The 18,594-nt window shown below is 59.8% G+C and carries 12 protein-coding genes and 1 rRNA gene; 6 read left to right on the top strand and 7 right to left on the bottom strand.

The window, feature by feature from the left end:
• Positions 1-68 precede the first annotated feature (68 nt).
• From QW379_06070 to QW379_06055, 4 genes are all read left to right on the top strand, one after another.
• Entirely contained in the window at positions 69-1,178 is a 1,110-nt protein-coding gene (locus QW379_06070) for an amidohydrolase family protein (protein MEM2869967.1), read from the top strand.
• Complete coding sequence (locus tag QW379_06065; protein MEM2869966.1) at positions 1,175-2,026, top strand: CBS domain-containing protein; 852 nt, start codon at positions 1,175-1,177, stop codon at positions 2,024-2,026. Before QW379_06070 ends, QW379_06065 begins: the two co-directional genes overlap by 4 nt.
• A gap of 4 nt (positions 2,027-2,030) precedes the next feature.
• On the top strand, positions 2,031-3,914 hold the full coding sequence (gene glyS, locus QW379_06060) for a glycine--tRNA ligase (protein ID MEM2869965.1): 1,884 nt from the start codon (positions 2,031-2,033) through the stop codon (positions 3,912-3,914).
• A 262-nt stretch (positions 3,915-4,176) separates the two neighbouring features.
• Positions 4,177-7,103, top strand: a 23S ribosomal RNA gene (locus tag QW379_06055).
• Between the two features lie 127 nt (positions 7,104-7,230).
• Here QW379_06055 and QW379_06050 read toward each other — a convergent pair.
• From QW379_06050 to QW379_06030, 5 genes are read right to left on the bottom strand one after another with little or no spacing between them, the layout of a single operon-like run.
• Entirely contained in the window at positions 7,231-7,779 is a 549-nt protein-coding gene (locus tag QW379_06050; GenBank protein ID MEM2869964.1) for an arsenate reductase ArsC, read from the bottom strand.
• A 35-nt stretch (positions 7,780-7,814) separates the two neighbouring features.
• Positions 7,815-8,465 (bottom strand): phosphate signaling complex protein PhoU, encoded by a 651-nt coding sequence (gene phoU / locus QW379_06045; GenBank protein ID MEM2869963.1) that lies wholly within the window; start codon positions 8,463-8,465, stop codon positions 7,815-7,817.
• 24 nt (positions 8,466-8,489) lie between these two features.
• A complete protein-coding gene (pstB, locus tag QW379_06040) occupies positions 8,490-9,326 on the bottom strand; it encodes a phosphate ABC transporter ATP-binding protein PstB (GenBank protein MEM2869962.1) in 837 nt (278 codons plus the stop codon).
• A 6-nt stretch (positions 9,327-9,332) separates the two neighbouring features.
• The gene (pstA, locus tag QW379_06035; GenBank protein ID MEM2869961.1) at positions 9,333-11,396 is read right to left on the bottom strand and encodes a phosphate ABC transporter permease PstA; all 2,064 of its coding nucleotides are present in this window, start codon (positions 11,394-11,396) and stop codon (positions 9,333-9,335) included.
• Positions 11,393-12,238, bottom strand: a complete 846-nt coding sequence (locus tag QW379_06030) for a phosphate ABC transporter substrate-binding protein (GenBank protein ID MEM2869960.1) — start codon at positions 12,236-12,238, stop codon at positions 11,393-11,395. The genes pstA and QW379_06030 overlap by 4 nt, the downstream gene beginning before the upstream one ends.
• 367 nt (positions 12,239-12,605) lie before the next feature.
• Between QW379_06030 and QW379_06025 the strand changes: the two genes are divergently transcribed.
• Complete coding sequence (locus tag QW379_06025; protein ID MEM2869959.1) at positions 12,606-13,613, top strand: phosphate uptake regulator PhoU; 1,008 nt, start codon at positions 12,606-12,608, stop codon at positions 13,611-13,613.
• A gap of 68 nt (positions 13,614-13,681) precedes the next feature.
• The gene (locus QW379_06020) at positions 13,682-17,374 is read left to right on the top strand and encodes a chitobiase/beta-hexosaminidase C-terminal domain-containing protein (GenBank protein MEM2869958.1); all 3,693 of its coding nucleotides are present in this window, start codon (positions 13,682-13,684) and stop codon (positions 17,372-17,374) included.
• Positions 17,375-17,392: 18 nt separating this feature from the next.
• Here QW379_06020 and QW379_06015 read toward each other — a convergent pair whose 3' ends face one another.
• Complete coding sequence (locus QW379_06015) at positions 17,393-17,998, bottom strand: NTP transferase domain-containing protein (GenBank protein ID MEM2869957.1); 606 nt, start codon at positions 17,996-17,998, stop codon at positions 17,393-17,395.
• A gap of 65 nt (positions 17,999-18,063) precedes the next feature.
• A partial coding sequence (locus QW379_06010; protein ID MEM2869956.1) for a zinc ribbon domain-containing protein occupies positions 18,064-18,594 on the bottom strand: 531 nt, incomplete at its 5' end.

The following is an 18,594-nucleotide window of genomic DNA, read 5'->3' as shown; positions in this document are numbered from 1 at the left end:
AAACCGGAGCCCGATTTCAGCTACGGGGGCACAACAAGAGATATAAGAGGCTCGTGGATTAGGGGCCCGTGAAATACGTCACAGGCAAGCTCCTGACCGAGGAGGGCTTTGTCTCCGGGCACGTCGGTTTCGAGGATGGCGTGATAAAGGAGGTCGGGAGGGGGCAGAAGGAAGGCGCACTGGCAAAGGGCCTTATCATTCCCTCGCTTGTCAACGCCCATACCCATCTGGGGGATTCGTGCCTCAGGCCCCGACTGTGGAGGTACCGGGGAGAGAGGACCGTGGAGGCCCTCCTCGCGCCTCCGACTGGATTCAAGCACAGAGAGCTCTCCCGTGTCCCCGCTCGCACGCTCGAGCGCGGCATCCGGAGCTCGATAGTGGAAATGCTCCGGAGTGGCGTGAGGGCGTTCTGCGACTTCAGGGAAGGTGGGGTGCGGGGGGTCGCTGTAATGAAACGGGCCCGGGCGGGGCTCCCCCTCAACGGTCTCGTGCTCGGTCGTCCCACGGGTCTCAGCTACAATAAAGAGGAAGTCGACGCAATTCTCCGGCTCTGCGATGGGATCGGGGTCAGCGCGGCGGCGGACTGGGACTATGGAGAGCTCCGCAGCCTCTCGGCCCACGTTCACTCCCGGGGAAAGCTCTTTGCGCTCCATGCAAGTGAGGTGGTGAGGGAGAACATCGACATGGTTCTCGACCTAAGGCCGGATTTCCTCGTCCACATGATAAAGGCAGAGGGCTACGACTTTGAGAAGGTCGCCGAGGCTGGTATTCCGGTGGTCGTCTGCCCGCGCGCTAACGCTTTCTTCGGCCTCCGGCCCCAGATCCCAAGAATGCTCTCGTTCGGAATAGACGTGGCATTGGGCACGGACAACGCCATGCTCTCCCACCCCTCGCTCCTCCCCACCCTTCAGAGCGCCTGGGAACTCTCAAGCCAGGAGGGCGCCAAGCCGCTCGAACTACTCAGGTGTGCCATACTAGGCTTTCGGAAAGTTATAAATGGCGCAGGGGACATTTCCTTGAGACCGGGGGAGCCCGCCCGGTTCTTCGTTGCGGGAGGTAAGGAACTATACGCGGCGAGGGACCCCGCGAGGGCCCTGGTCTCGAAAGGAGAGAGGGCGAGAGTACTGCTGGCAGTGCTCGGAGACCGTCTCTGGGCAGGGAAAGTGGTGAGGCCATGAGAGAGATGAAGGTGAGGGAGGCGATGACCGAGGAGGTCATCTATGCCGAAGCGCCCGGAAAGAAGGCCGAGGCCCTGAGGCTCATGATGAGGCATGGAATCTCGGGCCTTCCTGTCGTGAGGAAGGGAACTAGAGAGCTTGTCGGCATCGTGACGCGCAGGGACATTTTCAACCACCCACACGAGGACCAGCTTGCGATCGTGATGACCAGGGAGCCAGTGGTGGTGAGCCCAGAGACGGATCTGAAGGAAGCGGTGAGAACGATGGTGGAGAAGCGTCTCCGGCGTCTCCCTGTGGTCCGGGGAGGAAGGCTCACCGGCATCCTGACCTGCATGGACATTCTCAAGATAATAGACAAAATGGACCTCGAGCTACCGATAGAGCCATTTCTGAAGGGCCCGTGCGTTCCGGTCTTCGAGGGAACGCCCCTCCCCGTCGTCGCGACCGTATTCCATCTCTCCGGAGCCTACGCCCTCCCCGTTCTGGACGAGAAGGCCAGAATCGTGGGCATCGTAACCGACCAGGATCTATACGGGATGAGCAAGATAGACTCGAAGCGCGTTCTCTCGTCGATGGGCCTCGGCGAGGATGAGGACCAGTGGAACTATGAGGGCGTGAGGAACCTGATGAGGCTATATTATGAGATATCCGAGCAGGAACTCCCCCCAATTCCTGTCAAGAAGGTGATGGTCAAGAACCCTTTGACGGTGACGAAAAAGACCGGCGTGAGCCTCGCCGCGCGCAAGATGCGGGAGCATAACTTCCGCCAGCTGCCAGTGAAGGACTCTCAGGAGAAACTACAGGCGATGCTCTTCGACATGGACCTGATACAAGTGCTGCTGCGGTGAGGGGATGAGCGCGCCCGGGGACCTCTTCTCCAGAGTGATGGCGCTCGCCAAGCGCCGGGGCTTCCTCTGGCCCTCTTTCGAGATATATGGCGGGGCTGGGGGCTTTTATGACTACGGCCCCTTGGGCTGTAGGCTCAAGAGCTGCGTGGAGGAGCTCTGGCGTGAATATTATGTCAGGGGCGAGGGCTTCGCGGAGCTCTCCGCGCCCGCGATAGCGCCAGAAATCGTTTTCAGGGCCTCCGGCCATCTGGACAAGTTCTCCGATATAATGGTTGAGTGCTCTAAATGTGGCGAAGCCTTCAGGGCGGACCACCTTCTTCGAGAGACGTCGGGGGGCATGCCCCCGGCGGAGCTCGAGGAGATCTCGAGAGCGCTGAAAGAAAGCGGGGCGCGCTGTCCGGAGTGCGGTGGAGCCCTGTCGGAGCCCTTTCCATTCAACCTGATGTTCCGCACATCAATAGGCCCGGGTGTGAAAAGAACGGGCTACCTCAGACCCGAGACGGCCCAGGCGATGTTCCTCGATTTCGGACTACTCTACCGCTACTTCAGGGAGAAGCTGCCGTTCGGCGTGGTGCAGCTCGGTCGCGGCTACAGGAATGAGATCGCGCCACGCCAAGGGCTCATCCGCCTACGCGAGTTCAACATGGCCGAGGCCGAGATATTTTTGGACCCGGAGGAGAAGGCCCACCACCCGCGCTTCTCAGAGGTCAGGGACATGGGGCTCAGGCTCCTGCCCGACGGACGCGAGGAGATGCTGATCCGCCTCGGTGAGGCTGTAGCGTCGGGTCTCATCGGGAGTGAGTGGGTGGCGTACTACATGGGCTTGACGGCCCAGTTCCTCCTCGACGCGGGAGTGGACCCCGGAAGGCTAAGGTTCAGGCAGCACGCCAGAAGCGAGATGGCCCACTACGCCGCGGACTGCTGGGACGCCGAGGCTCTCCTCTCCTTCGGCTGGACAGAACTCGTGGGGATAGCGGACAGGACCTGCTATGACCTTGAGGCCCATATGAGGCACTCCGGAGTAGACCTGCGCGCGTTCGCGAGGTACGAGAAGCCTAGGACCGTCGAGAAGAGAGTCGTGGCGCCCAACCACGCGGTGCTCGGGCCGCGCTACAGAAAGGATGCGAAGGCGATAGCGGCGGCTCTTGAGGCACTCGAGCCCGCCTCCGTGGATGGCAGGGATGAGGTGGAGCTGGAGGTTGAGGGGAGGAAGCTGAGGGTGGCAAGCGACTGCTTCACGATAAAAAAAGTCACGGTCACGGAGAGCGGTCGGTGGATCACCCCCCACGTTATCGAGCCCTCTTATGGAATAGACCGCATCATCTACACAATTCTCGAGCACGCCTATACCGAAGGAAAGGCGACGGATAGAGAAAATTTCGATGGGAGGGGAGGAAGGAAAAAGGAAAGGGGCGAAGGAGCGGACGCGGGCGAGGGGGATGGGAGAATGGATATGGCGGGGCGGGCGGAGAGGGATGGCAATCGAAGGAATGGGGGAGTGGGCGGTGGTGGGGAGACTGGAGAGGGTGTTTCGGGAAAGGATAGTTATGTGGTTCTCAAACTCAAACCGGCCGTGGCGCCAATTCAGGTTGCGGTCTTTCCTCTCATCAACAGGGCCGAGCTAGTCGAATTGGCGAATGAAATCGAGAAAGGGCTCAGGTCTGCCGGGCTCCGGACCCACACAGACGCAACCGACTCAATCGGCCGCCGCTATGCTCGCATGGACGAGGTCGGGACACCTTTCTGCGTCACGGTGGACTTTGACACCCTCCAAAACGGAACCGTGACTGTCAGGGACAGGGACACAACAAAGCAGGTGAGGAAGGGAAAGGATGGACTCGCCGACTTCATTCACCTTTTAATCGCGGGGCGAGAGAGAATAGAGTAGGACGCCAGACACCGGTGCGACCGGATGTGGGAATTATAAAATGATTAAGATAAAAATCTTAATAAATTTAAATGATAATTTTATATATAAGTTCTTACATAAGCCATTTGTACCTCCGAAAGGAGGTATCATGCACCCGACGAAGAGGCCGAGGGTACATAGGCTCGCCGGGGAAGTGGTGGAGACACAGGCTTCCGGGCCCTTGCCCGGGAGGTCGATGACCACCGAATCATACGCAAAGCTGGACGTCTGTCGAATCGACGCCTTGGCGATCCGTAGTCGTCTGGGGAATGGCTTGGCTCAGGTGCCGATGAAGGTCGTGCCAAGCTGCGATAAGCCTCGTGTAGGCGCAAGGAGCCTTTGATACGAGGATCACCGAATAGGACTTCCGGCACGGGTAACCCCGTGCGTCCCGTAAGGGTCGGGAACCCCCTGAATTGAAGCATCTTAGTAAGGGGAGGAGAAGAAATCAACCGAGATGCCGTGAGTAAAGGCGATCGAAAGCGGCGCAGAGCAAACCGAATTCCCCGTCGAAAGACGGGGAAGATGTGGAGTGTGGACCCGGGCATCCCGTAATGGCGAACTCGAACTCCGCCTGGAACGGCCGGCCGAAGAGGGTGACAGCCCCGTAGAGGTAAGCCGTGGGGAATTCCGGGTATCCCGAGTACCGTGCGCTGGATATCGCGCGGGAATACGGGAGGCATGAACTTCCAACTCTAAATACACCCTGAGACCGATAGCGCAGTAGTAGCGTGAGCGAAAACTGAAAAGTAAACTTGACGGGCAGTGAAAAGAGCCTGAAACCAGACGATAACAGGCGTGCATGGCACGAAAGGGACGATGGCCGTAAGGCCGGACCGGTGTCATGCTATCCGTGTTGAAAAACGGGCCAGGGAGTTCTGGTCAATGGCGAGGTTAAGCGGTATCATCCGCCTAGCCGCAGGGAAACCGAACGTCCGCAGCCCGCAAGGGTGAGGGACGGGGTGGGTTCGCCCCTAGTCATTGGCGGGAGACCCGAAGCCAGTCGATCTATACCTGCCTAGGTTGAAGCCCTGGGAAACCAGGGTGGAGGACCGAACCGGTACTGATGTGCAAATCGTTCGGATTAGGCGGGCATAGGGGTGAAAGTCCAATCGAGGTTGGGAATAGCTGGTTCCTCCCGAAACTACCCGCAGGTAGGTCTCGGTGGAGGCCGGCGGTGAGGTAGAGCCACCGATTGGGTGCTCAGCGACCGAAAGGTTGCGGCATCCTGTCGAACTCCGAATTTGCCGCCACCTTAGAAGCCGGGAGTGAGGGCATCTGGGGTAAGCTTGGTGTCCGCAAGGGAAACAACCCAGCCCGGAGTTAAGGTCCCAAAGTGCTGGCTCAGTGTTAATCATAAAAGGGCGTCCACGGTCCGAAACAACTAGGAGGTGGGCTTAGAAGCAGCCATCCTTTAAAGAGTGCGTAACAGCTCACTAGTCGAGATCGCGGGCCCCTAAAATGGGCGGGGCTAAGCCAGCCACCGATACTCCGGAGCACCGCAAGGTGATCTGGTAGGGAGGCGTCGTGCGCGGGTTAAAGCGGGGCCGTGAGGTCCCGTGGACCGCGTTCGAATGCGGATCCTGGTAGGAGTAACAGCAAAGATGGTGTTAGAATCCCATCCGCCGAAAGGGCAAGGGTTCCTCGGCAATGTTCGTCAGCCGAGGGTTAGTCGGTCCTAAGGGCTCCCTTAATCGAGGAGCTCGAAAGGGAAGCAGGTTAATATTCCTGCACCACGCGGTTTCCGTCCGGCTCCTGACGCATCGGGATAAGCCTAGCAGGGCCATCGCCCTGCGGGAGCGCAATAGTCGCTGGAGAGCCGTAATGGCGAGAAGGTGGCGAAGGCGCGACTGAAGATGCACTTCAAGTGGCCTATTCCTGGTGCCCGTGAAAAGGGGGCCGGAGCCACCCGCGTGACCGTACCTAGAACCGACACAGGTGCCCCTGGGTGAGAAGCCCAAGGCGTGTTGGATATAATCTTCGCGAGGGAATTCGGCAAAATCGCCCCGTACCTTCGGAAGAAGGGGTGCCAGCCGCGCAAGCGGCTGGTGGCACTGACAGGGGAGCTCCGTCTGTTTAATAAAAACGCAGGTCAGCGCAAGCCGGAAACGGTGAGTATGCTGGCTGAAGCCTGCCCAGTGACGGTATCTGAAAACCGGGTTCAACCGGACGAAGGACCGTTAAACGGCGGGGGTAACTATGACCCTCTTAAGGTAGCGTAATACCTTGCCGCTTAATTGGCGGCTTGCATGAAGGCCCAACGAGAGCTCTACTGTCCCCGCGAAGAATCCAGTGAAACTGATATACAGGCGTACAATCCTGTACCTTCCTTCTGAAAGCGAAGACCCCGTAGAGCTTTACTGCAGCCTGTCGCTGTGGTACGATTCCGATTGTGTAGTGTAGGCGGGACCCGCTACCAGGGCGCGTCGCTAGGCGCGTTCCGAGGGGACGATGAAACACCGCCCTTTCGGGGTTGTATCACTAACCGCCTCGGCGGGACACCGGTAGGTAGGCAGTTTGGGTGGGGCGCCACGCCCTCAAAAAGATAACAAGGGCGCCCAAAGGTCGGCTCAGGTAGGTCAGAAATCTACCGTTGACTGCAAGGGGAAAAGCCGGCTTGACGCGGTTCTGCTCAACGAGGAACCGCGATGCGAAAGCAGGGCCTAGCGAACCACTGAGCCCTATTCGTGGGGGCCAGTGATAACAGAAAAGTTACCTCGGGGATAACTGAGTCGTCGCCAGCAAGAGCCCATATCGACCTGGCGGCTTGCTACTTCGATGTCGTCTCTTCCTATCCTGGCGGTGCAGCAGCTGCCAAGGGTGGGGTTGTTCGCCCATTAAAAGGGATCGTGAGATGGGTTTAGACCGTCGTGAGACAGGTTTGTTGCTTTTTGAAGGAAGTGCGATGGTGCCTGAGGGGAAGGAGCCTTTAGTACGAGAGGAACGAGGCTTCGTGGCCACTAGTGCATCTGTTGTCCGATAGGGCATTGCAGAGCAGCCACGCCGCAGCGGATAAAGGCTGAAAGCATCTAAGCCTGAAACCGCCCCTGAAACGAGGCACCTCTGAGGACCCCCATAGAAGATGGGTTTGATAGAGCTGGGGTGTAAGCCGGGAGCCACGGCGACCGGTTCAGCCCGCAGCAACTAACAGTCCGGGGTCGCTCTGTCGGTCCGGCAGTCTAAAAGCTTTGCGTATGATGTACCTTTTTTCCACCTCCAGACGGACCCGATTAGCTCGAGCTACGTAGCGCTGACAGGATAAACACGAGGAGGGCCTGATGGCCGGCGGGGCCCCTCAGATACGGAACTCGGGGAGGCGGGTCCTCCTGCGCTCTCCAGAGGGGGTCTTTCCAAAGGTGGAGTCAATCCAGTCCCTGAGCTCATCCCTGACGCGCCTGAAGGCGGCCAGCCTCTCCTCTTCGCTGCCGCCGGCTCCGGCCGGGTCATCGAAGCCCCGGTGGAGTTGGATTTTCCCTCCGGGGAAGAAGGGGCACGTCTGATGGGCGCGGTCGCAGACCGTCACGACCCAATCGAACTCCCGCCCCCTGAACTCCTCGAGGCTCTTGGAGCGCTGGCCGGAGATGTCTACCCCGACCTCAGCCATCACCCTGATAGCGAGGGGGTGGACCCGGGCAGGCTCCGTCCCGGCGCTGAAGGCCTCGTAGCGGTCCCCGTGAAGCGCCCTGAGAAGGCCCTCCGCCATCTGCGAGCGGGCGGAGTTGTGGGTGCATATGAACAGAACGCTCTTCCTCCCGCTTCCCTGCTCTCCCGCTTCTCCTTTCGCGCGGTCGTCTCTGGGCACCCCTTCATCGGGGCTCAGCTCCCCCTGCCTCCCACCAGACATTTCCCCATCACCCGCTCACCCTTTTGCGCTGCCGCTCATTTTATCTCTATTCTCTCTCCCGTGACCATGTAATGAATTTTCTCGGCCATCTTGCAGGCGTGGTCGGCCACGCGCTCGAGGTACTTTGCAACCATGATGTAGTGGGCGCACTGGGTTATGTTCTTCGGGTCCTCCATCATGTAGGTCACGCACTCCCTGAATATCGCCCACCTCTGGGCGTCGAGGGCGTCGTCCTTCTCGCTGAAGTCCTTCAGGAGCGACAGGTCGCAACTCTCGAATGCCTTGAGCGCGTCCTCGACCATGCCGGCAGCCACCTCGCTCATGTGCGGTATGCTGACCAGCTTCGCGAGATGCGGCTTTTCTGCAAGCTCCTCCGCCACCTGGGCGATGTCCTTGCCGTACCTGCCAACGCGGGCCAGATAGGTGTCCATCTTCAGGATGCAGGCGAGGGTCCTCAGGTCGCTCGCGACCGGCTGGTGGAGCGCGATCAGCTTCAGCGCCCTGTCCTCTATTCTGTCGTCCCACTCGGCCAGCTCCTTTTTCCTGGCCTGCACATCGCGCGCCAGTCCCGCGTCCCTCTCCTTCAGGGCTCGAATGGCGTCCCTCAGCATTCCCGTTGCGAGGCGCCCCATCTCCATCATGTCCCTTTTGAGCGCATCAAGCTCCGTATGAAACTTCTCGGTCATGTTCTCACCGGTCCTCTCGGCCTCCTATCCGAACCTCCCCGTTATATACCTCTCGGTCAGCTCCTCCTTCGGGCTCTTGAACATCCGTTCCGTCTCACCATACTCTATCAGCCTGCCCATGTACATGAAGCCCGTGAAGTCGCTGATTCTCGCCGCCTGCTGCATGTTGTGGGTCACGATGACCACCGTGAGCCTCTCCCTCAGGGTGTCAATGAGGTCCTCGATTTTGCCGGTGGCGATCGGGTCCAGGGCGGAGCAGGGCTCGTCCATCAGGATGACCTCGGGGCCAACCGCTAGCGCTCTGGCGATGCAGAGGCGCTGCTGCTGGCCTCCGGAGAGGCCGAGTGCGCTCTCGTTGAGCCTGTCCCTGACCTCCTCCCACAGCGCGGCCTCTTTCAGGCTCCTCTCCACGACGGCGTCAAGCTCTTTCCGGTTCCGGAGGCCGTGGACGCGCGGTCCATAGGCCACGTTGTCGTAGACCGACATCGGGAAGGGGTTGGGCTTCTGGAATACCATGCCTATTCTCCTCCTGAGTTCCGTGACTTCGGTCTCCCTGTCCAGTATATTGGCACCGCAGAACAGAATCTCTCCCGTGGTCCTGCAGCCCTCGATTACGTCGTTCATCCGGTTCAGGGTCCTGATGAGCGTGGACTTTCCGCATCCCGAGGGGCCTATGAGCGCCGTAACGGCGTTCCTCACAATCTTGAGGTCTATGTCGAACAGCGCCTGCGTGTCCCCGTACCACAGATTCACCTTCCGGCACTCGATGGCCACGCCGTTGGTGCCGCAGCCCCTCTTTCTTCTCGCGACACCGGCTGCGCCCACCAGCCCCCCCCGACCGTCAACCCCAGCTTCGCCCATCTCCTCTCACCACCTGACATTCTTCACATATTTTAGCCTGAGAATTGTGGCTGCTGCGTACATCGGCAGCACCACCAGGAGCAGCACGAGCGCCGTACCGTAGGCGTTGGTTTTTGCGCCGGGCACGCTGGTGGCCAGCGCGAAGAGGTGATACGGAAGGGCCATCACCGGGTCCAGCAGAGACTCGGGAAGGAAGCGGGTGCTGAACACCACCGCCGTGAACATTATAGGAGCCGTCTCGCCGGCGGCGCGACCCATCGCGAGCACAATGCCCGTCAGGATGCCCGGGGCCGAGTTGGGCAGCACTACCTTACGGATGGTCTGCCACTTGGTCGCGCCCGTTGCGAGGCTCCCCTCGCGTATGGGCTGAGGGACCGTCTTGAGCGCCTCTTCCGTGGTTCGTATTACGGTGGGGAGAATCATGAAGCCTAGCGTGAGCTGGCCGGCGAGCATGGACACGCCGAGCTTCAGGTAGAGCACCAGGAAGGACAGGCCGAAAAGCCCGAACACGATGGAAGGCGTGCCGTTGAGGTTGTCTATTCCGGCCCGGATGAACTTTGTGAGCTTTCCGGTTTGGGCGTATTCGTTAAGGTAGATTCCAGCCCCGATGCCCACAGGGACCGCGAGGAGAAGGGCCCCAGCAACCAGGTACAGTGTCCCGACTATGGCTGGGAATATGCCTCCCGCGCGGCCGATGTCGCGCGGCGGCGTCGTCAGGAACTCCGCGCTCAGCGCCGGGGCGCCGTTGATAATTATATAACACAAGATAATGCCAAGAAGGAAGAGGAGCGTCAGAACCGCCGCCGTGACCATGCCGAATGCCACCAGCTGCTTGAGCCTCTCGCTTGCCCTCCTCCAGAGGAAGGTCATGAGCACCAGAAGGGCGATGAGCCCGGGGGCGTAGAGCCAGCCGAACCATGAGACGAGGAGCCACGCAAGGACGAGCGCCCCCAGCGCCTTGAACGCCCGGCCGGCCCACAGTCTGAGGGTCGGGAGGCGCGGCGCCAGTTTCTTCCAGACGCGGTCAACCGTCCGGGCCAGGACGGGAAGGCGGGGCCGCCAGAAAGCGGTTCCGCGGGCGCCGGTGCGCGCCGACGGTCTGAACTTCTGCTTGAGCCGGCCTAGTATGTAGTTGGCGATGCTGTTCATCACTATCGTAATGATGAACAGGATGACCGCCAGCGCGAAAAGGGCGCTGTAGTGGTCGCCGCCCCAGGCGACCTCGCCCATCTCGATTCCCAGCGTGCTGGTTATGGTCCGTATGGGTGAAAAGACATTGGTGATGGGCTGGGGGATGAGGGGCGAGTTGCCGCACACCATCATGACCGCCATGGTCTCGCCTATCGCGCGGCCCATACCCAGTATGATGGCCGCGGCGATGCCGGACATCGCGGCCGGGAGAACGACGCGGCTCACGGTCTGCCAGCGCGTGGCGCCAGACGCGAGCGACGCCTCCACATATTCCCTCGGCACGGAGCTTATCGCATCCTCCGAGACGCTCACTATCATGGGCAGAGCCATGATGCCCAGAATAAGGGAGCCGGCCAGCCAGCTCTCCCCCGTCGGCTGGCCAGAGCTCACGCGTAAAAAGTCCGTGAGCACCACGAGCCCAAAGAAGCCATAAACCACAGACGGTATCCCCGAGAGTATCTCGGAGACGGATTTCAGGACTTGGCGGAGGCGCGGCGGGGCCAGCTCCGCGATAAATATGGCCGAGCCGATTCCTATTGGCACGGAGAAGACCATTGCCCCCAGCGTGACCAGGAGTGTGCCGGCGATGAGCGGGCGGGCGCCGTATGCCGGTGGCTCACCGGTCGGGTTCCACTTGTCACCCGCGACAACCTCGCCCGCTCCTATGCCGGTGAAGGCCGGATAGGCCTCCCGGAAAAGAAACACGATGATGAAGAACACGATGACGATGGCCAGAATTGCCGAAACAAAAAGGGCGGAGCGGATGCCGAGCTCGCCCCATCTGGTCCGGGACCCCCTGATGAGGGGGCCCCGGCTCTTATTCTCGTTTCTTTTTCTGCTTCCGCTCGTACAGCTTCCTTTCCTCTCAGCCTTCCTCACTTTATCGGTACGAAGCCCTCGTCCTGCACTATCTTCTGCCCCTGCGCGCTCAGCAGGAAGTCTATGAACTTCTTCGCGAGGCCCTTGGGCTCGCCCTTCGTTATGAAATAGAGGCTTCTCGAGATCGGGTAGGTCCCGTTCAGCACGTTGGCCACGCTGGCCTCGACATCCCCGGCTGAGGTGGATATCTTCAGCGCCTTGACCGAGCTGTCAACGTACCCCAGGCCGACATAGCCTATCGCACCCGGCGTCGAGATCACCGACTCCTTGATGGCGGCGTTGGAGTTTTTCTCCAGCATGCCCTCCGTGAAGTTCTCCTTGGCCATCACGTGCTCCCAGAAGAACTCCCGCGTCCCGGACGCCGCGTCCCGGCCGATGACCACGATGGATGCGTCGGCCCCGCCGACCTGATTCCAGTTCTTTATCGTGCCGTTGTAAATGCCGCGTATCTGGGACAGGTTCAGCGCCGACACGGGGTTGCTCTTGTGCACGATGAGCGCGATGCCGTCCTTCGCCACGGTCACCGGCCGCAGGTCGGGATATGTCGTCATCTCGGAACTCTTGATGTCCCGGGAGGACATCCCTATCCCCGCCCGGCCCTGCCCGACCGCGGTTATCCCGGCGCCCGAGCCCGTTGCGCTCACCTGAATGTCCGCGTTCCTGTTCTTGTTCATGTAGGCCTCGGCAGCCTTCTGGGCTATCGGGAACACGGTCGTTGAACCCTCTATCCTCAGCGTCTCTCTCTTTCCGTCCGATGGCTGGCTCACGCACCCCCCGAGCAGCACGGCCGCAAGCACAAGGGCCGCCGCCGCGCCCCCGATTCTCATTTTTTCACCCACCATATTGATTTCACCATGGGCCCGACCGGCGCTCCGGCTGATTAACCTGTCCGAAAGAAACTATTGTCATATATCTGGAGAAATGGTGTATACATAGGCCTCTATAATATCTATCATATCTATTGGCACCCTCCATCTCCTATCGACGGCACGCAGGCGCAGGGCGCGGGCTCCCGCTCAGAACCGTGGACGATAAAAGATTGACCCGTTTTTCATTCAGATGGCATCCCGATAAAGACCGGCGGTCCTGCCGCTCAAATATATATGGAATATAGTAAGATACAATATGAATATAGCGATATATATGACAACTTATATACTATAGAAAATAATATTAAACACAATAGCAATAGGTCATTCAGGGAACAATATGGAGATACGCAAGGTCCAGCTCACGGGAGGCTCGTCCTATGTGCTCACGCTCCCCAAAGAGTGGATCAAAGCCCTTAACGTCAAGAAGAACGATCCTCTTGGCCTCATCACCCAGCCTGACGGCACGCTGCTCGTGACGACGCGCACAACCGAGGTCCGTCCCCAGAGGAACAAGGACATAAAGGTCGAGGAGCTCCGGGACCAGACACACCTTTTCCGCGTACTCATTGCTGCCTATATCATGGGCTACACAACAATCACTTTGCGCTCCTCCGGGCGCATGCCAGCACAGGTGCGCGAAACAGTAATGAAGTTCTCTCAGATGACAATCGGTCCGGAGGTCATGGAAGAGAGCCCATCATCCATCACAATAAAGGATCTTCTCAACCCCGCCGAAATGCCTTTTGACAAGACCATCCGGAGGATGTACATCCTTGTCCGCACCATGCACGAGGACGCCTTCACAGCTCTTGAGAAGCGGGAACGGGCCCTAGCGGAGGACGTACAACGCCGGGATATGGAAATCAACCGGTTGAACTGGCTGGCAGCCCGCCAGCACAGCATTATGCTATCTGACGTTACACTAGCGCGCCGGATGGGAATAACGCTCGAGGACGCCTCCCACTACTTCCTCATTGCCCGCATACTGGAGCGCATCGGCGACCATGGCGTGAGAATCTCCCGCGCAGTAACCCAACTCCTCGACAAAAAGCTTGAGAAGGAGCTTTATGGGTCCCTGAAGCAGGCCAGCAAAGATTCTCTCGAGCTACTCAACTCGAGCCTGGAGAGCTGGTTTGCCCAGGACATCCGGAGGGCAAACGAGAGCCTCGACCTCCTGCCGGTCCTAATTTCGAAAGTGGAGCAACTCAATCAGGCGGCGCAGCATGTTAAGAGCGCCACCTCCATTCCGGTAACGGATATAGGCGAGAGCGTCAGAAGGACTGGCGAGTACGCTGCCGACATCGCCGAGCTCGTGATAAACAACCTGGTGCTAAAGGAGAAGTGAGCGATAGCGCGCCTTAGCGCCAAAAAGACCAATAATTATATATTTTAAAATGCAATGAATTAATTCATATGGGAGCAGTCGATGGTGATGGACGGGGGCTGAGGCCTGCCGCCCTTTCAGTGCTCGGTATCCTGCTCCTAGCCGCCATGCCGGTGTTTCCGGCCGCCCCGGTTGATGAGCCATCGCCAGGTTTCTCTTGCGCCCTCAGGTTTTCCCCGGATGGTGCTCTGTACTCCACACCTGTGGACTTTTCGTTGCCAGAGCTCTCCAGCGCGGAGAAATCGAATCTGGCCCGTGGCCCCTACTGCAATATAATAAACAACAGCGGCCGAAACATCCCTTATGAGACCGTGCGCAGCCTAGATGAGAACTTCACTCAGACCATCTGGCCAAACGACACCGCGGCCTTCGGCACCCCCCCCTTCTCGAAAATCGACATCATCATTGTGTCCCACGATGGCATGGGCGGCGTTGCGGGCTACTTCAGCTCATCCGACCCGGACGCGATATACCTCGATTACGATGACCTACACGTCGACCTCGACGTAACGGCCCACGAGTTCCAGCACCTAATTCACTACTCTAAAGACCCGAGCGAGGCGATATGGCTGAACGAGGGGTGCTCCGAGTGCGGTATCTACGTTTGCTACGGCGGAGGGAGGCCCGGCCTAACATCACATTTCTCGGCATATGGCTCCGGCACCGACAACTCCTTTATCGATTGGAACACCGTCAGCGACTACGGCGGTGCAGCGCTCTACACGATTTATTGCTACGAGCGCTTCGGTGGCAATGACTTCACCCGGGCCCTCGTTGCCGACACCGCGGATGGAGTTCAGAGCTACAACAACCGTCTGGCTCCGAAGGGAGAGAGCTTCGAGTCGGTGTTTAAGAAATGGGTAATGGCCAATTGGCTCAACAACGCCAGCGTGGACAGTGGGGAGTGGGGCTACAGGGGAGTGTTCAATTACGTGGGCCACACGTTCCTTGAAAAGAGCTATCCGCTCTTCTGCTCCTCTCGAGTGGAGGAGGGGTGGAGCGCGGACTACATCCGATTCGAGCCCACGGTCTGGAACCAGCTGATGGGCGACCTCGAGATTAACCTCACATTCACAGGTGGGACGGGGTACTGCGCCGTGGCGATGGTGGGGAAGGTGGGCGGGAGCGTGCCCGACAGAGTCGAGGTGCCCGCGATCTCCGGAGGTAGGGCCACAGCGCTCGTCCCGAATCTCGGGGGCGACTACGCTGTCGCGTGCATCGCCATCAGCGGGCTCTCGGGTCCGGTGGGCTACACATACGAGGCCCGGGTCGTGGACATTACACCACCCTCGACGAGAATATCTGTGGTTCCATCATCGCCTAACGGCAAGAATGGGTGGTACACAACACCGCCCACCATAACTCTGAGCGTCAACGAACCCGGCTCTGCGATATACTTTGCCTGGGACGCGAGCCCTTTTGAGAGGTACAACAAGAGCCTCAGACCGCCCGAAGGCAACCACACACTTCGATATCACTCAGTAGACAGAGCGGGAAACGTCGAGCAGGAGAAGAGCAAGTGCTTCCTCGTCGACACAATCGCGCCCGTGACCACCGCGTCGATAAATCCCCCCGAGCCCACTGGGCAGAATGGCTGGTACAATAGCTCCGCCGCAGTATCGCTCACCTGCGACACCCCAGAAGCCAGGACCCTTTGGTCCTGGGACAATGAACCATTCAGTAGCTACGACGGCCCGGTGGAGATACTTGAGGGATACCATAGATTCAACTATCGCTCGGAGGACCAGGCAGGGAACCTCGAGACCGTGAGGACTCTCGAGACAAGAATGGATACCACTCCACCGACCGTTGACATCATTGTTAGGCCAGAGAAGCCCGACGGACTAATGGGCTGGTACCTTAGGACTCCCTGGATAAACCTGAGCTCCAGCGACCCTGCGGACCCCCGAATCTATTATCGCTGGGACGATGGCCCTCTAGAGCAGTACGCGAGGGATTTGAAAGCCCCCGCCGGTGCCCACACGCTGACATATTACGCCGTTGACGCCGCGGGCAATCGCGGACCTGCGTTTTCGACCGTCATAAAAGTTGATGGAAGCCCTCCGGGTGTCGAGGCCCTGCCCGATATTTCGGAGCCCGATGGGCTCAACGGCTGGTACATCACTCCCTTCAACATCACACTCATTGCAAATGAGACCGGAAATGTGACGATATTTTACAGATGGGATGGCGGCCCGATGGTTCAGTACGCAGAGCCCTTCCCAATGCCCGAGGGCACCCACACATTGGGCTGGTACGGGATAGACGAGGCTGGCAACAAAGGGCCTGATTTCTCGAGGGCCTTCAGGCTCGATTCCGTCCCTCCACTGACGGTCGCGAGTGTGGTGCCGAGGGACGTCGGTACGGGTTGGTTCCATGTGAGGCCGAAGGTGACTCTCTCTTCCGAGGAAGGGGCTGTGATTCAGTACAGCTTGGACAGCGGGGCACTCCTCCGCTACATGAAGCCTATCGAGATTCCTGAGGGCAGGCACACCCTCTCATTCTTTGCGACTGACGCTGCAGGGAATGTGGAGCCGCGCTCCGAACGGACTTTCAGAGTAGACACGCTCCCGCCCGCGATCTTGCTGTTTAATATCAGCAGGACAAGGGCGACAACGCTTGACTATATTGAAATATCGGTCACAGCCGAAGACGACAATGGAATTCAGGAGTATATGTACGATTTCGGCGACGGAAGCACGAGCGGCTGGACAAACGAGAGCAGACGGATCCAGCGCTTCCCATATCCCGGTACGTACTTGATCAAGGTCAGGGTCAGGGATGGCTCCGGGCTCGAGAGTGTCTCGAAGGAGCTCGAGCTCACCATCACAGCTCCCCCCGCGCGCTCTCCTGGCACAGGGGGTCCCGACATTCTCGGCTTCCTATCAGGACTGCCCCCGGCGCTTTACTATTTAATAGCCGGGCTAGTGGCGCTCGTGATCGCCGGAATTCTCGTGAGAAGGGTTCTTAAGGAGAGACGCCGCAGGAGGCTCTACAAAGAGGTGGAGAGGGCAGAGGAGGAGAGGGAGCGCAGGCACACGATGGAACTCGACGAGCTCGAGGCGACCAGCCTGAGGAAGGAGATCGCCGCCGACCCATTCGGCGCTCCGGCTGGACCACCCGGGTCGGTAGCCTACACATATGATATCGCGCCCGGAGGAGCCGTCGTTAGGTGGGAGGAGAGCGCCCCGCCCCCGCGCCCCGAACCGGAGTATTCCACGGAGCCGGACTTCAGGGGGGTGAAGCTCTGGGGCCAGATGACCACTGTCCCTGCTCACGAGGCCAGAGGCCCGGCGGGCCGCATCCCCAGACCCACAACAGGGGCGCAAAGCCGGCCTCGGAGCCTGCTCGATGAAGAGATTCCCGAAGCTCCTGCAGAGCCAATAGAGCCCTGGCCGGTGGCAGCGCCGCGCCAGCCCACTCCTCCTCCTCAGGTTCGTACACAGGGCCCCGCGTGGGTCTCTTTGGAGGACCGGAGGCCGAGCATCCCAGCCCTCCAGCCCATCGGCTGGAGCCCCCGTCAGCCGGCACAGGCATCCGTTCATACGCGAGCCGCTCCCGCCGCAACACACCACCCTGCTCCTCCGGACCCCGCTGAAGCTAGGCTCCCATCTCCGGCCGGTCGCACTAGACCCGAGGTGGACGCAGCCGCTCGCAGCGCGCCCGGTGATGGCTACGACGAGCTAGAGGCCGTTCTGAGAAAAATTCGGGAAGGAAAGTAGGCTAGAGGAGCGCTACTTTCATAAACGGGCCTCCACGGCTCTTATCGCATCCATTGATTTAAGAACAACAAAGCTCCTTGCCCAATTGTCAACTCTGGCGAGCTTGCGGGGTCCGACAACCGCTAAGCCCATACCTTTGAGAGCGGCCGACACCTCGCTCTCGCCCTTTAGAAATGCCTTCTCAATTCGGGCTAAGAGAGCGTCGCGGGCATAGACAGCGTGTAGGTATCTCCTGACCCCCCCGGAATGAGGCACAGCGCCCTTTTTTCCTCGGGCCTCCCTGAGCAGAAGCTTGTAAATTTCGGGAGATGAGAAGGGTGCCTCTGAAGGAGATACCGCCATCCACCGGCCCCGCGCTGCCCTAGCGCCTACGTGCATCCCTCCGAGGGCTCCGAAGCCGACGAGCTCGTCCTCGACTACCCTGACGCGCCGGGGCAGCCTGCGTTTGAGTTCATCAACCCATCCATGGGCGGTCGCTACAATAATTTCGTCCGGGAATCTGGAGAGCGCCTCCAGAGTCCAGAGAATGATGGGCTTCTCTTTGAGCGGGAGCAGCGCCCTGAGCCTCACTGAACCGGGCTTCCTGAGGGTGCCGCCAGCGAGAATAACCATAGAGAGATTCATTCCTTGATGTAATTACTGTGAGGGTTAATAATGGTTCCCGGGAGACTGGATGGGCCGGGAGCTCGTCATCGCGTCCCATGCCCGCACGCTGGGCACATGGGCCACTCTGGCTCCAGAGCTTCCCCGCACGAGGGGCACTTCAGGCCGCCGGGCTGCTCCACAGGCCTTTTTTCAGCCATGGGGGGTGCGGCCCTCGAGACGCCCAGGGCAGCCCTTGCCTCTATCGCAAACTGGAGCGCAGCCTCTCCATCCCCCTCCTTTATGAAATCGCGCGCAAGCTCGAGCTTCTCCATTGCGGCCGAGACCTGCGCTGCACCCTCTGGATGCCTCTCGAGATGCTCCGCAAGCGCGTCCTCGACCTCAGCGACGAGCTTCTTCGCGTCTTCAAGGACCTCATCCCTTTCAGAAGGCCTCGCGGCTGCCACAGCTGCACCGGCCCCCGCAGCGGCGCCCGCAGCCGCCGCAATCCCTGCAGCGGCCGCAGCGGCTCCCGCGGCACCGGCCCCGGCCGCGCCCGCCTCCTCGCCAGCCCTCCTGCGCCTCCTCGAGACCGCCACAAAGACAGCGGCAAGAACGACCAGCAGGATAACGATGCC

This window comes from Thermoplasmata archaeon, assembly GCA_038851035.1.
In the GTDB taxonomy this organism is placed as follows: domain Archaea; phylum Thermoplasmatota; class DTKX01; order VGTL01; family VGTL01; genus JAWCLH01.
Note: the sequence above shows the minus strand (reverse complement) of the source record. Positions and strands in the feature narration are given on the sequence as shown.